The following is a 14,533-nucleotide window of genomic DNA, read 5'->3' on the forward strand; positions in this document are numbered from 1 at the left end:
GTCCGCAGTGCGGCAATAGGCGTGTGGAATCAACAGGTTGAATTTTTGAAATTTTTTTTGATCAGGGGCTTTACAGCCCTTGGGAGCGTCCGTATAGTGCGCACCACAACGACGGACAACCCCGAAGTTGTAGTAGAGATGAACGGCGCTGTAAAGCATCTTTTTTATCTCGAATGTGTGCCCAGGTGGCGGAATTGGTAGACGCGCTGGTTTCAGGTATCAGTGACCGCAAGGTCGTGGAAGTTCGAGTCTTCTCCTGGGCACCAAGTATTTCAAGTAACAGATGACCAAGGATCTGTTACTACTGTGTGAAGCGAACGATAGTCGCCTTCATCAGATGATGTAAAGCTTTGCCCAGGTGGCGGAATTGGTAGACGCGCTGGTTTCAGGTATCAGTGACTTAACGGTCGTGGAAGTTCGAGTCTTCTCCTGGGCACCATACAAAAACCCACTAGCTTGCTAGTGGGTTTTTTCTTGCCTGCGATTTTGTTTCAGCCCTCCCCTGCATGGCGAACCATCCGACGATGGGCTGACCATGAATTTCTCGTCACACGGCCACTTGAGAAACGATTTCGTTTACCATTGTTTCCAAATATGTAGCCGTAAGCGAGGAAGTACCCGCATGACGATCCGTCCGCAACCGCTGATGCGCACCCTGGCCGCCGCTGTTCTTAGCCTGGTGGTGGGCGCCCCGGCCGCCATGGCAGACGAGCCGGTCACACTGACCATGTACAACGGTCAGCACAAGGAAATCGGCGAAGCTATCGCCAAGGCCTATGAGGCCAAGACCGGCATCCATATCAATATTCGCAAAGGCAGCAGCAACCAGCTGGCCAGCCAGATCATCGAGGAAGGCGACCGCTCGCCGGCCGACATCATCTACACCGAAGAATCGCCGCCGCTGAACAACCTGGGCGAGCTGGGTTTGCTGGCCAAGATCGATGACGCCACGCTGAACATGCTGCCCAAAGAATACGTTGCCGCCAACGGTTCCTGGATGGGCGTGACCGCGCGCACCCGCGTGGTGGTGTTCAACCCGAAGAAGATCGACGAGAAAGACCTGCCGACCACGGTAATGGATTTCGCCAACCCCGAGTGGGACGGCAAGGTCGGTTTCGTACCGACCAGCGGTGCCTTCCAGGAACAGGCTGTTGCCATCCTCAAGATGCACGGCCGTGAAGCCACCGAAGAATGGCTTACCGGCCTGAAAGCCTTCGGCAAGACCTACACCAACAATATGGTCGCCCTGAAAGCCGTGGAAAAAGGCGAAGTCGCCGCCGTGCTGGTGAACAACTACTACTGGTACGCCCTGGAGCGTGAGCGCGGCAAACTGGACTCCAAGCTGTACTACCTGGCCGACGGTGACGCCGGCAACCTGGTGACTATCTCCGGCGCCGCTGCGGTCAAGGCCAGCAAGCACCCGAAGGAAGCCCAGGCGCTGCTCAACTGGATGGCCAGCGAAGAAGGTCAGCGCGTGATCACCCAGACCACTGCTGAATACCCACTGCACAAAGGCATGGTGTCCGACCGTGGACTGAAGCCGTTCGAAGACCTGCGCCCGCCGAAAATCTCGCCAGCCGACCTGGGCAATGCCGAGGAAGCGCTGGAGCTTGAACGTGAGGTCGGCCTGCTCTGATGACCGCCGCCCTGTCCGAGCCGGTGCCGGTACGCTTCGTACCGCGCCGCAAGCGCCCCTCCATCTGGGTGGTGCTGCCTGTACTGTTTCTGGTTGCAATGAGCTTGCTGCCATTGCTGTACGTCGCGATGAAAGCCTGGGAAGCCGGCTGGCGCGAAGCCTTGCACCTGCTCTGGCGCCCATTCGTCTGGGGCCTGATGCGCAACACCCTGATGCTGATGGTCGGGGTGACGGTGGCGTGCATGATGGTTGGCCTGGCGCTGGCGTGGCTACTCGAACGCAGCAATCTGCCAGGCCGTCGCCTGTGGGGCGTAGTGCTGTGCCTGCCATTCGCCGTACCATCGTTCGTCAGCAGCTTTACCTGGGTGTCGCTGAGCTCGGACTTCGAGGGGCTGGGCGGGGCCATTCTGGTCATGGCCCTTTCCAAGTACCCACTTATATTCCTGCCGGTGGCTGCCACTCTGCGCAACCTCGACACTTCGCTTGAAGAGTCGGCGCGCACGCTGGGCTGCAGCCGCTGGGGCGTGTTCACCAAGGTCACCCTGCCGCTGCTGTGGCCGTCGATGCTCGGCGGCGCATTGCTGATTGCCCTGCACATGCTGGTGGAGTTCGGCGCCTTGTCGATCCTGGGCCTGCAGACCTTCACCACGGCGATCTATCAACAGTTCGAACTGGAGTTCAGCAACGCAAACGCCGCCATGCTCTCGGCAGTGCTGCTGGCGCTGTGCCTGGCGATGCTCTGGCTGGAGCTGAAAGTGCGTGGCAAGGCGCGCCACGTGCGCATCGGCCAAGGTGTGGCACGCCGTGCGCAGCCGATGCGCCTGGGCCGATGGATGCCCCTGGCGCAGCTGTTCTGCGTGGCGCTGGCGATACTGGGTAGCGGGATTCCGCTGGCCATGCTCGGCTACTGGCTGAGCGTGGGTTCGTCGGCGGCGTTCCCGGTCGCGGCGATCAGCAAGGCGCTGCTCACCTCGCTGTCAGTATCGCTGGGGGGCGCAGGTTTCTGTGTGCTGCTGGCGCTGCCGGTGAGTTTCCTGGTGGTGCGCTACAAAGGCCGCCTGGCGATCTGGGCCGAGCGTCTGCCCTACCTGCTGCACGCCCTGCCCGGCCTGGTGATTGCACTGACGCTGGTGGTGTTCGCCCTGCACTACGTGCCGGCGCTGTACCAGACCACTGCGCTTTTGCTGCTGGCTTATGCGTTGCTGTTCCTGCCACTGGCCCAAGCGCCGGTGCGCACTGCCCTGAACAAAGCCTCACCGACACTCGAAGAGGCGGCCCGCACCTTGGGTGCCAGTAGCTTCGCGGCGTTTTGCCGGGTGACCTTGCCGATCATCTTCCCAGCCTTGGCGGCCGCCTTCGCACTGGTATTCCTCGATGCCATGAAGGAACTGACGGCCACCCTGCTGCTCAGCCCCACTGGCATGACCACCCTGGCCACCGAGGTCTGGGCGCATACTGCCAACGTCGAGTTCGCGGCGGCGGCGCCTTATGCAGCGTTGTTGATCTTGGTTTCAGGATTGCCGGTATATCTGCTCACGACGCGGATGTATTTGAACAAGGCGTGAGAACCTGTCCAGGCTGGCGAGCAGCCTGGACCGTGACTAGGCGCTGGACAAAAGAAGCTGTCATCAAGACAAGCGGCAAACGCTCACCGCGGCCTGCGCAAGTCACCTTCTGAACTCGCAGCGAACATGCTGGAAACGAAAGTATCAAAGGCCTAATCAGTACTCACTCATACAGACAAAAATTAAAAATGAGATGAGCATAAAATTCCATAGCACAACCAATATACACCGCATCGCCACCGGAAACCTAACTACCTCCCTTGAGTCAACCAGCCCTCTATTAATGAATATCTTTGGCATAGTCAGCACTATCGAGACCGTGCAGATCCGCATGACACGCCCGATCAAGCCCGCCCGCGAATACAGGTTTTTATTCCCCATCACAAAACTAGAGTTGGAAAGCATAGACTCTATAAACTCTAGATAACGATACGATAAATACACCAACACCAAGAGGGATAATACCGCTAAAACAAAACAGCTCAATACAACCAGATCCACCACAGTGATTGCCATGGATTTACACTACGCCAAAATATGTCAGCAAAATATTCCCCGCCTTGTCCACCTTTGTCTCCACCAATCCTGGCACCTACAGTCCCACCCAATACAGCAAAGCTTATGCATTGCTCCCTCCAGTAGAAATACCCAAGACCGGCGTACACACCACTATAGCAATAGCACCTCCAAAGGCTTCCCCTACGGTGCTGCCGCCAATGCCATGCGCGACAGGTCGCGCAGGCTGCCGGCCAGTTCGCCCCGCCTTAGCGCGGCGGCTGCGTCGGGGTCGGCACCGGCATCACGCAGGGCCATGGCGCCGATTTCGACACAGGTCCGCTGCGCCACTTCGCCCGCCTCATGGACATTGCCCTGCACTACGTGTCAGCGTTCTAAAAAACTACCGCGCTGCTAATGCAGGCCTCCGCTGCTGTTCTTACCACTGGCCCAGGCGCCTGTGCGTACCGCACTAAACAAGGCCTCCCCGACCCTCGAAGAAGCAACCCGTACCTTGGGCGCCAGCGGTTTCGCGACGTTCTGCCGAGTGACCTTGCCTACCATCGGCCAGACGCTAACGACGGCGTTCGCCACGGTGTTTCTTGATGCCATGAAGTAGCTTACCGCCACCCTGCTACTTAGCCCGACTGGCATGACCACTCTGGCCACCGAGCTCTGGGCGCATACCGCCAACGTCGAATTTGCGGCGGCGGCACCCTATGCGGCATTGCTGATTGTGGTTTCGGGCTTGCCAGTTTATCTGCTGACCACGCGATGTATTTGAATAAGGCGTCAGAACGACTCCAGGCTGGCGAGCAGCCTTGGTTTTCGAACGACACACAGGAGCCTACCTCCAGTACTCTATCCAAATAAAAAACAGAACAATCAGTGCAATCAGCAATATTTGCATATTCCACAAGAGCACTAACAGCCTGTGCAAATCGATGGGAACCTTACTAACGTCATCGCTATCTAGTAAACTCTTTCGGACGCTAAAATATTTCATAGATAGCATTGCAGAAATCGAACCTAACCGCATGACTTTCCCGAGCAACCCAGCATGAGAATAAATTTCTCTATTCACAGCCACCATTCGACTATTTGATAAGATTGATTCGATACGATCCAAATATCGATACACTAAAAAAACCCACACACCAAACATCAAAAATGGAGAAATAATCACAGCCACACCGAGCACCGCCAGGTGCAAGTTACTCATCGCACCGCCTCATACAAAACCTCCCCTCCTCTTCTCCAGCGACACTTGCAATATTACGCATGCGGAATTTGCCATTCCATCGGTGGGAATACCTACAGCAACAAATGCTATTGCCTCCATACGCCCCGACATATCCACCAATCGCCCACTCCCAAGCCCGCAACTAGCGAACTCCTCTCGACGCACTCAGCCTTTCTACCAAGCGATTTGGGAAAACAGCCTGAGCACTTGAGGCTACATCATTGGCTCACGTTAAAACCCTTATTATCCAATTGAAAGCAAAGAACAAGATCGTCGACAATACGAGCCCCAGCCACGATGGTAGTAGGATTTTTTTAATAGGCTTTGGGAAGCTCTCTACATCCGAAACGTCTGCCACACCTTTTCGAATGAACAACCCCGGAATCATAAGCATGTTTGCCGCCAGGCAGGTCCGCATCACCTTCCCAACAAGTCCGGCCGATGAAAAATTATCCTTATTACTCTGAATATAACTGCATTTAGACAGGGCCGCTTCAATATCCTTTACATAACGACAAGCCAAATAAACCATCATGCACACGCTGCCCCCCATACAAGCTATTAGGATAGACGCGATTACTGTCATTGCTACGGAACTCACTCTCGTACACTCTCATAAATCACCTCCCCCAGACCGCCCATCCACTCACCACCGTAATCCCCTCCATACTTCCCACCCACGGCCGCGCCAATTACGACGCATGTTACCCCTCCAAATCCGGCTGAGGGAATTCCAACCGCCACACACACAGAGCTTAGCAACGCGCCTCCCACGATCCCTCCACCGGCAGTACCAGAAATCCTACCGACCAGGTCGCTGGTCTCGACAGATCTAGCTTAACGAGCCACCACCCAAGTGGGACTTCATGCAGTTCATCAACCTCCCCTAGCGTCTTTTTGACGGGCTCCAGATGTTTGCTCCGCAGGCTTGGGGAACTGCGCGGTCGCGGTGGGAGCCGGCTTGCCGGCGATGGGCTGCGCAGCAGCCCCCATAGCGGAGCTGTGATAGCCCGAGCGCGCTCGACGGAGCCAGCGAGCATCTGGGGGCCGCTTTGCGGCCCATCGCCGGCAAGCCGGCTCCCACTTGGATTACGGCAACTTTTAGAAGTTGAGCCAGACAGTTGCTCCCAGGGGGCGCACAGCCTTTCGAATTTTGAGCAAGACAGCTTCTCCTCAAGCCTTGATTCGCATGATCAGGCGCGGAATTGTCCCAGGCTCGCCCGTAGCTGCGCCGCCAAGTCATCCAGCACCTTGCTGCTCGCTGTGGTTTGCATCACCACTTCTGCCGAACGCTCTGCCTGAGCATGGATATTCTCAACTCGCCCACGCACCGCCTGCGCCCCATGCGCTTGCTGCTCAGCGGCCCGCGTGGCCAGCCCGATTGCGGCATGCACCTGCTCCACTGCCGCCTGCACCGACTGCTGCCGGCGCTCGTTCTCGCGTAGCACCGACAGGCCTTCACTGGCCTTCAGACCCGCCTGGCCGATGGTTGCCACCGCCTCCTTGGCGCCCTTCTGCAGCGCTGCGATATGGGCCTGAATATCACCGGTCGAGCTTTGCGTCTTGCTCGCCAGTGCCCGCACCTCGTCGGCCACCACGGCGAAGCCGCGCCCGGTTTCGCCGGCACGCGCGGCCTCGATGGCGGCGTTGAGCGCCAAAAGGTTGGTTTGCTCGGCGATGCCGTGAATCACGGTCAGCACCACCTCGATTTGCTCGCTCTGCCTGGCCAGCCGTTCGATCACCTGCGAGCCGGTTTCGACTTGGCCTGCCAGGTTCTCGATCATGCCGGCCAATTGGGTTGACGCGCGGCTGTTCTCATCGGTCGCTTGCCGGATGTCGACCACCTGCTGCAGCGCCGCCTGCATGGCGTGGCTTTCAGCCTGGGCCTCATCGGCCATGCTCGACAGGTCGCGCAGGCTGGCGGCCACTTCGTCGCGTTGCAGTGCTGCGGCAGCATCGGCGCCAGCATTGCGCTGGGTCATGCTGCCGATCTCGACCCCCGTACGCTGTGCCACCTCGCCGGCCTCGCGGACAATCGGCTGCAACTTGTCGACGAAGCGGTTGACCGCTGAGGCCATGTCACCAATCTCGTCGCGACTGTCGAGGTTGACGCGCTTGGTCAGGTCACCTTCACCTGCAGCCAAATCGTTGAGTGCGGTGATCAGCAGGCGCAGCTTGCTGAGCACTCGCCGGCCTAGCACCAGGGCCACTACCAGCAAAACACCCACCCCTACCACCACAAGACCCAGCCCGATGCGCCAACGCAGCTCTGCGGCAGCGTGGCGCACGGTTTGTGCGGTATTGGCCTGCATCGCCGTAGCACTGCCCTGTGCGGTTTCCAGGCGCTCGCGCAGGGCCTTGCCGCTGTCCGCTGCGGCGGCACCAAGGCTGTCGCCCACCAACTGCTCTGCACTGGTGATCAAGGCAGCGAAGCGCTGGTCCAGGGCTTTGAGCTCCTGATCGACACCGGCAGTGGATACCCCCATCAGCACCTTGCCGATTTCCGCGCCGTTGGGGCTGATCGAGGCTTCGACGAAGTACACCGAAGGGTCGCGGCGAGCGGCATCCAGTACCTTGTCCAAGGCCCGCTCACCCTGGCCCTTTTCCATCAAGGCCTGGTTGATCGGGTTCTGTCGATTCAGGTAGCGGGTCAGGTGCTGACCCTGGGCGTCGTCATAAATCACGAACAGGACGTTGGGGTTGCGCTGGGCCCGGCGTGCGAAGTCTGAAAGCACCGGCACATCGTTGTCCCAGATAGCCCGCGGGGCGACCGATGCCAGCAGTTGGGCCATGTCGTTGGCCGAGTCCTTAAGGTTTTTTTCCAGTGTTGCGCGCAGTTGCTGCTGCTCAGTTTGCAGCCGCTCGGACAGCCCGGCACTCAGGCGCTGTCGCGTACTGCTGGAAAGGCTGTCGAGGCCGGCGCGTACGTCCTGCCCAGCTTGCTCAAGCTCGCTGGCAAGCTTACGGCTATCGCTGCCCAGGCGCTCGCCCAAGTCGGCCTCAAGGGCAGTGACAGTGCTTCGGGTCAGCGCAACGGCGACCAGCACCTGCACCAAAAGGGCGATACCAAGGGCAACAAACACAGGCCGCAAGAGGCGGCTTCGTAACAGTGAGAGGATGGCAGACACGGTAAAACCCTCGTGCTTTCTGGCGCCACTATTTTGATGGCATCTACAGCAACTTCTTACAGCAAGGGTTGTGCCGGGCAGAGCAGGGAGAAACGCCAAGGTTGAGCAGCGGTGCTATTAGCGCCAAGCCGATGCAAAAACGCCGCGCTCCCTTTCAGGAGCGCGGCGTCAGATCAGCCTGTGGCAGATCAGGCGAACGGATGACGCAGCACGATGGTCTCGTTGCGGTCCGGGCCGGTGGAGATGATATCGATCGGCGCGCCAACCAGCTCCTCGATGCGCTTGATGTAAGCGCGAGCAGCTTCTGGCAGGGCTTCCAGGGACTTGGCGCCCACGGTCGACTCGCTCCAGCCTGGCATCGTTTCATACACCGGCTCCAGGCCGATGTAGCTGTCGGCGTCGGACGGGGCATCGTTAACGGCGCCGTTTGCGTCCTTGTAGCCAACACAGATGTTGATGGTTTCCATGCCGTCCAGTACGTCCAGCTTGGTCAGGCAGATGCCCGAGATGCTGTTGACGTCGATGGCGCGACGCAGGATGACGGCATCGAACCAGCCGCAACGACGGGCACGGCCAGTGGTCGAGCCAAACTCGTGACCACGCTTGGCCAGGCCGGCACCGGTTTCGTCGAACAGTTCGGTCGGGAACGGGCCGGAACCCACGCGCGTGGTGTAGGCCTTGGTGATACCCAGGATATAGTCCAGGTACATCGGGCCAACGCCGGAACCGGTGGAGATACCGCCAGCAGTGGTGTTGGAGCTGGTGACGTACGGGTAGGTACCGTGGTCGATGTCCAGCAGCGAACCCTGGGCGCCTTCGAACATGATGTCCTTGCCGGCACGACGCAGGTTGTGCAGCTCGGCGGTCACGTCGAGCATCATTGGCTTGAGCAGCTCGGCGTATTCCATGCACTCGTCCAGCGTCTGCTGGAAGTCGATGGCCGGCTCTTTGTAGTAATTGACCAGCTGGAAGTTGTGGTAGTCCAGCAGCTCACCGAGCTTTGCAGCAAAACGCTCACGGTGGAACAGGTCGCCGACGCGCAGGCCGCGACGGGCGACCTTGTCTTCATAGGCTGGGCCGATACCGCGGCCGGTGGTGCCGATCTTGGCTTCGCCACGGGCTTTCTCGCGGGCCTGGTCCAAGGCTACGTGGTACGACAGGATCAGCGGAGCAGCCGGGCTGATGCGCAGGCGCTCACGAACCGGTACGCCCTTCTCTTCCAGCTTGGTGATTTCACGCATCAGGGCATCGGGCGCGACGACCACGCCGTTGCCGATCAGGCACTGCACGCCTTCGCGCAGGATGCCGGACGGGATCAGGTGCAGAACGGTTTTTTCACCGTTGATCACCAGCGTGTGGCCAGCGTTGTGGCCACCCTGGTAGCGCACTACGGCGGCAGCATGTTCGGTCAGCAGATCGACGATCTTGCCTTTGCCCTCATCACCCCACTGGGTGCCCAGGACGACGACATTCTTACCCATTACATTGGTCCTCATTCACGCAAACTTGGTTGCCGGCCTACTGCCGACGCAGAAACTCAATGGGTCAGCGGCAGAACCTGCCAGCGCCCGTCTTGCTGAATCAATTGCCGATCACAATCCGCCTCGAGAGCAGCACTCAACGGCTGGCCAGGCAGAGCCTGAACCACACGCTGGCCCTCGTTGCGCAACTGGCAGACCTGCTGCCAGAGGGCCGCGTCACCACTGTCGGGCATCCAGATGCCGCCAGTTGGCAATACGACCTCCGCTCGCCCCAGTGTGACCAGGGTCTTCAAATCCGTGGAGAAACCAGTGGCCGGGCGGGCCCGGCCGAAATCTGCGCCGATGTCGTCGTAGCGCCCGCCCTGGGCGATCGATTGACCTTCGCCAGGCACGAACACGGCGAACACCACACCGGTGTGGTAGTTGTAGCCACGCAGCTCGCCAAGATCGAAATACAGCGGCAGGTCCGGGTAGCGCGCGGCCAGGCGATCAGCTATCGCCAGCAGGTCATCCAGCGCCGCCAGCACGCTGGCTGGGGCGCGGCCCAGGCGCACACGGGCTTCGGCCAGCACTTCGCGGCCACCGCACAGCTCGACCAGCGCGCGCAGCATGTTGCTCAGGTCTTTCGGCAAGTCGGCAGTCAGTGCCTGCACTTCATCGACCGACTTGCGCTGCAGGGCATCGAACAGCTGCTGTTCGACTGCGCCGGACAACCCGGCGGCGCGCGCCAGGCCACGGTAGATGCCGACATGGCCGAGGTCCATGTGCACATCCGCGACGTCGGTCAGTTGCAGCGTGGCGAGCATCAGGCTGATGACTTCGACATCACTGGTAGGGCTGGCGTCGCCGTACAGCTCGGCACCCAGCTGAATCGGGCTGCGCGAGGTGGACAGGGCACGCGGCTGGGCGTGCAGCACACTGCCGGCATAGCACAGGCGGCTCGGGCCTTCGCGGCGCAGGGTGTGGGCGTCGATGCGCGCCACCTGCGGGGTAAAGTCGGCACGGAAGCCCATCAGGCGACCGGACTGCGGGTCGACCACCTTGAAGGTGCGCTGATCCAGGTCCTGGCCGGCGCCGGTAAGCAGCGACTCCAGGTACTCGATATGCGGGGTGACGACCAGTTCGTAGCCCCAACTCTGGAACAGGTCCAACACCTGACGACGCGCGATCTCGATACGCGCAGCCTCAGGTGGCAGTACTTCCTCGATGCCATCTGGCAGTAGCCAGCGGTCTACCGTTGCCATTACGCCATTTCCCCTCTGGTCCGGGCGGCTTGCCTGCAGGCGAGCCGTCAGTAAAGCAGGCATTGGCGCACAGCAGCAGGCAGCACTGATCCCAGCGCCGCCACCGTACCCAATACCCTCGAATTGCCTTGCGAACTGACCAAACCGTCAACTGGCGCTTTGCCAATCAACCTTGCAGACGCAAAAAAGCCGGGAAATTTCCCGGCTGCCTCATCATACACCCCTTTTTAATCAGGATGCACCCCGCCTGGTATTTTAGCTGCCAGGCGGGGCACTTCCCGATCAGAGCATCAGGGCTTGCTCTTGTCCAGGAAGCGGAAGAACTCGTTCTTCGGATCCAGGACCAGCACATCGCTCTTGCTGGTGAAGCTGTCGCGGTATGCCTGAAGGCTACGGTAGAACGCATAGAAATCGGCGTCCTGGGTGTAGGCCTTGGCATAGATGGCGGCCGACTGAGCATCACCATCACCACGGGTTTCTTCCGCTTCACGATAGGCTTCGGCCAGCAGCACGCGGCGCTGACGGTCGGCATCGGCACGGATACCCTCTGCCAGCTCGTTACCCTTGGCACGATGCTCGCGGGCTTCCCGCTCACGCTCGGTGCTCATACGGTCGAACACGCTGCGGTTGACTTCCTTCGGCAGGTCGATGGCCTTGACGCGCACATCGACCACCTCGATACCCAGTTCCTTGTTGGCCATGCGGTTCAGCGATGCGGTGATATCAGCCATCAGCGCATCGCGCTCACCGGACACCACTTCGTGCAGGGTGCGTTTACCGAACTGGTCACGCAGGCCGCTTTCCAGACGACGCGACAGACGTTCATCGGCGATCTGCTTGAGACCGGAAGTCGCGGTATAGAAACGCTCGGCATCCTGAACACGCCACTTGGCGTAGGCGTCGACCATCACCGCTTTCTTCTCCAGGGTCAGGAACCGCTGGGTCGGGGCGTCGAGGGTCATCAGGCGGGCGTCGAACCTGCGCACCTGGTTCACATAAGGAATCTTCACATGCAGGCCAGGCTGGACATCCGCCTGGACCACACGGCCGAATTGCAGCAGTACCGCACGTTCGGTCTGGGCCACGATGTAGAAGCTGTTCCAGGCCACGACGGCCAGCACCACAGCTGCGATCAGGGCGATCAGCGATTTATTGCTCATCAGCGGCTCTCCCTAGTGCGCATCTGCTGCTGTTGCTGTTGCAGGTCCTGCGCCGCACGTGCGGCCGCATCATTGGCCGATGGCGACACACTGGTAGCCGGCGCGGACTTGTTGCGACCGCTTTCGACCATCTTGTCCAGCGGCAGGTAGAGCAGGTTGTTCTGCCCGTCCTTGGTTGCCACCATGACTTTGCTCGTGTTGCTGTAGACCTCTTGCATGGTCTCCAGATACAGACGCTGACGGGTTACGTCAGGTGCCTTGCGGTACTCGGCGAGCAGCTTGGTAAAGCGGTCAGCCTCACCCTTGGCACGGGCGATGACTTCGTCGCGGTAACCGTTGGCGTCCTCGATGATGCGTTGCGCCTGACCACGGGCTTCCGGCACCACGCCATTGGCGTAGGACTCGGCCTGGTTACGGGCACGCTGTTCGTCTTCACGGGCACGGATCACGTCGTCGAAGGCTTCCTGCACTTCACGCGGGGCTGCCGCGCTCTGGACGTTGACCTGGGTGACGGTGATACCGGTACGGTAGTTGTCGAGGAAGCGCTGCAGGCGTTCGCGGATATCCACGGCCATCTGCTCACGACCCTCGGTCAACACCTGGTCCATCGAGGTGGAACCCACCACGTGGCGCAGGGCGCTTTCGGTGGCATGCTGCAGGCTCACCTCGGGCTGGTCGACGTTGAGCACGAAGTCCTGCAGGTTGGTGATCTTGTACTGGACGGTCAGTGGCACCTCGACGATGTTCTCGTCTTCGGTGAGCATCTGGCCCTGCTTGGTGTAGGCACGCTCACGCGTGACGTTTTCCATGTACTTGCGATCGATCGGCGGGAAGTAGATGTTCAGGCCGGGACCGACCGTTTCATAGTACTTGCCGAAGCGCAGCACGACGGCCTGCTCCTGCTCGTCGACCACGTACACGGCGCTGTACAGCCAGATGGCAGCCAGCACCGCCAGGCCGATGCCCAGCAGGCCGTAGCCGCCACCCTTGCCGACATTGCGGTCACCGCCGCCACGTTTCTTGCCGCTGCCGAACATGCCGTTAAGGCTGTCCTGCAGTTTGCGGAAGGCCTCGTCCAGATCCGGCGGGCCTTTTTTATCGCCACCGCCGCCACCACCACCGCGGCGACCGCCCCAGGGATCCTGATTGTTCGAGTTGCCACCCGGCTCGTTCCAAGCCATAGCGCTCTCCATCTGATAAAGCAAAGACGCGCCCACGGCGCGCCGTCCAATGCTACAGAATGCCTGCCACTGCTGCCCGACGACCTCGGCGGGCATTTATTGCAAAGTGTGTTGCTCGACAAACACTTGCGGCTCCATGCCTTCGCGGCTGACCAGGCGATTCAACTCGACCCTGGGCAATCGCACACTCAGCAGGCTGCGCCCTTCTTCGTCATGCTCTTCACTCTGCACCGCACCCAAGGCAAAGAATTGCGCGCGCAAGCGGGCAAAACGCTGCTCCAGGCACAGGGTACCGACAAAAAGATCATCCCCCAGCAATTCGGCAATGGCCTGACCTACAAGGTCCAGGCCACGACCATCTCGCGCCGATACCCAGACCCGCTCCGGCTTGCCATCGGCATTGCGCTGGATCTGCGGCTCGACATCTTCAAGCAGGTCGAGTTTGTTATAGACCTCGAGTATCGGCAAGCCTTCGGCACCGATCTCGCCCAATACTGCCAGCACCTGCTCGATCTGCTCCATGCGCTCTGGCTCATGGGCATCGATCACATGCAGCAGCAGGTCGGAGTTGCTCGACTCTTCGAGCGTAGCCCGAAATGCCTCGACCAGCTTGTGCGGAAGGTGACGAATGAAGCCTACGGTGTCAGCCAGCACGATTGGCCCAAGGTCGTCGAGCTGGAGCCGGCGCAGGGTCGGGTCGAGGGTGGCGAACAATTGGTCGGCAGCGTACACATCGGATTCGGTCAGGGCGTTGAACAGCGTGGACTTGCCAGCGTTGGTGTAGCCCACCAGCGATACCGACGGAATATCCGCGCGTCGACGGCCCCGACGGGCCTGCTCACGCTGGCTGCGAACCTTCTCCAGGCGTGACTTGATCTGGCGCAGGCGCACCCGCAGCAGACGCCGGTCGGTTTCCAGCTGGGTTTCACCCGGGCCGCGCATACCGATACCACCCTTCTGACGCTCAAGGTGGGTCCAGCCGCGCACCAGCCGCGTGCTCATGTGCTCGAGCTGGGCCAGTTCGACCTGCAGCTTGCCTTCATGGGTACGCGCCCGTTGGGCGAAGATGTCGAGAATAAGCCCGGTACGGTCAAGCACGCGACACTCGAAGACGCGTTCGAGGTTACGTTCCTGGCTGGGCGTGAGGGTGTGATTGAAAATCACCAGATCTACCTGCTCGGCTTTGACCAGGTCGCGCAATTCCTCGACCTTGCCGCTGCCAATCAGGTATTTGGCGGTAGGCTGATGCCTTGCCACTGTGACCAGCGAGACGATGTCGGCTCCGGCCGACAATGCCAGTTCCTGAAACTCCTGCGGGTCTTCGCGCGCCTCAGGGTTCTGACCTTCCAAGTGAACGAGCAGCGCCCGCTCACCACCACCGTGGCGCTCAAAGAACAATG

10 protein-coding genes, 2 tRNA genes and 2 pseudogenes are annotated in these 14,533 nt (G+C 60.2%); 5 read left to right on the plus strand and 9 right to left on the minus strand.

Annotated features, from left to right (window positions below; all coding sequences use genetic code 11):
* Positions 1 to 179 precede the first annotated feature (179 nt).
* From OSW16_RS24140 to OSW16_RS24155, 4 genes are all read left to right on the plus strand, one after another.
* A tRNA-Leu gene (locus tag OSW16_RS24140) sits at positions 180 to 266 on the plus strand.
* An 86-nt stretch (positions 267 to 352) separates the two neighbouring features.
* Positions 353 to 439, plus strand: a tRNA-Leu gene (locus tag OSW16_RS24145).
* A 183-nt stretch (positions 440 to 622) separates the two neighbouring features.
* Entirely contained in the window at positions 623 to 1,636 is a 1,014-nt protein-coding gene (locus OSW16_RS24150; protein WP_241806238.1) for an extracellular solute-binding protein, read from the plus strand.
* Entirely contained in the window at positions 1,636 to 3,201 is a 1,566-nt protein-coding gene (locus OSW16_RS24155; RefSeq protein WP_267819091.1) for an ABC transporter permease, read from the plus strand. The genes OSW16_RS24150 and OSW16_RS24155 overlap by 1 nt, the downstream gene beginning before the upstream one ends.
* A gap of 699 nt (positions 3,202 to 3,900) precedes the next feature.
* Here OSW16_RS24155 and OSW16_RS24160 read toward each other — a convergent pair.
* Positions 3,901 to 4,077: a hypothetical protein gene (locus OSW16_RS24160; protein WP_267824173.1), complete on the minus strand. Its 177-nt coding sequence runs from the start codon at positions 4,075 to 4,077 to the stop codon at positions 3,901 to 3,903.
* Between OSW16_RS24160 and OSW16_RS24165 the strand changes: the two are divergent.
* Positions 4,057 to 4,480: pseudogene (locus OSW16_RS24165) on the plus strand (ABC transporter permease subunit); the annotation flags it as partial. The gene OSW16_RS24160 and the pseudogene OSW16_RS24165 sit on opposite strands and share 21 nt — an antisense overlap.
* Positions 4,481 to 4,543: 63 nt before the next feature.
* Here OSW16_RS24165 and OSW16_RS24170 read toward each other — a convergent pair.
* From OSW16_RS24170 to hflX, 8 genes and pseudogenes are all read right to left on the minus strand, one after another.
* Positions 4,544 to 4,918, minus strand: coding sequence for a hypothetical protein (locus OSW16_RS24170; protein ID WP_267819094.1), 375 nt, complete (start codon positions 4,916 to 4,918; stop codon positions 4,544 to 4,546).
* A 1,214-nt stretch (positions 4,919 to 6,132) separates the two neighbouring features.
* On the minus strand, positions 6,133 to 7,017 hold the full coding sequence (locus tag OSW16_RS27245; RefSeq protein ID WP_372490513.1) for a methyl-accepting chemotaxis protein: 885 nt from the start codon (positions 7,015 to 7,017) through the stop codon (positions 6,133 to 6,135).
* 21 nt (positions 7,018 to 7,038) lie between these two features.
* Positions 7,039 to 7,731 (minus strand): annotated as a pseudogene (locus tag OSW16_RS27250) (methyl-accepting chemotaxis protein); the annotation flags it as partial.
* Positions 7,732 to 8,255: 524 nt separating this feature from the next.
* On the minus strand, positions 8,256 to 9,548 hold the full coding sequence (locus tag OSW16_RS24180; protein ID WP_241806242.1) for an adenylosuccinate synthase: 1,293 nt from the start codon (positions 9,546 to 9,548) through the stop codon (positions 8,256 to 8,258).
* A gap of 56 nt (positions 9,549 to 9,604) precedes the next feature.
* Entirely contained in the window at positions 9,605 to 10,792 is a 1,188-nt protein-coding gene (locus tag OSW16_RS24185; protein WP_241806243.1) for an ATP phosphoribosyltransferase regulatory subunit, read from the minus strand.
* A 290-nt stretch (positions 10,793 to 11,082) separates the two neighbouring features.
* Positions 11,083 to 11,952 (minus strand): protease modulator HflC, encoded by an 870-nt coding sequence (gene hflC, locus OSW16_RS24190; protein WP_267819099.1) that lies wholly within the window; start codon positions 11,950 to 11,952, stop codon positions 11,083 to 11,085.
* Entirely contained in the window at positions 11,952 to 13,133 is a 1,182-nt protein-coding gene (hflK, locus tag OSW16_RS24195) for an FtsH protease activity modulator HflK (RefSeq protein WP_267819101.1), read from the minus strand. The genes hflC and hflK overlap by 1 nt, the downstream gene beginning before the upstream one ends.
* A gap of 96 nt (positions 13,134 to 13,229) precedes the next feature.
* The gene (hflX, locus tag OSW16_RS24200; RefSeq protein ID WP_267819103.1) at positions 13,230 to 14,531 is read right to left on the minus strand and encodes a ribosome rescue GTPase HflX; all 1,302 of its coding nucleotides are present in this window, start codon (positions 14,529 to 14,531) and stop codon (positions 13,230 to 13,232) included.
* Positions 14,532 to 14,533 lie beyond the last annotated feature (2 nt).

Source organism: Pseudomonas putida (genome assembly GCF_026625125.1).
GTDB classification, from domain to species: domain Bacteria; phylum Pseudomonadota; class Gammaproteobacteria; order Pseudomonadales; family Pseudomonadaceae; genus Aquipseudomonas; species Aquipseudomonas putida_X.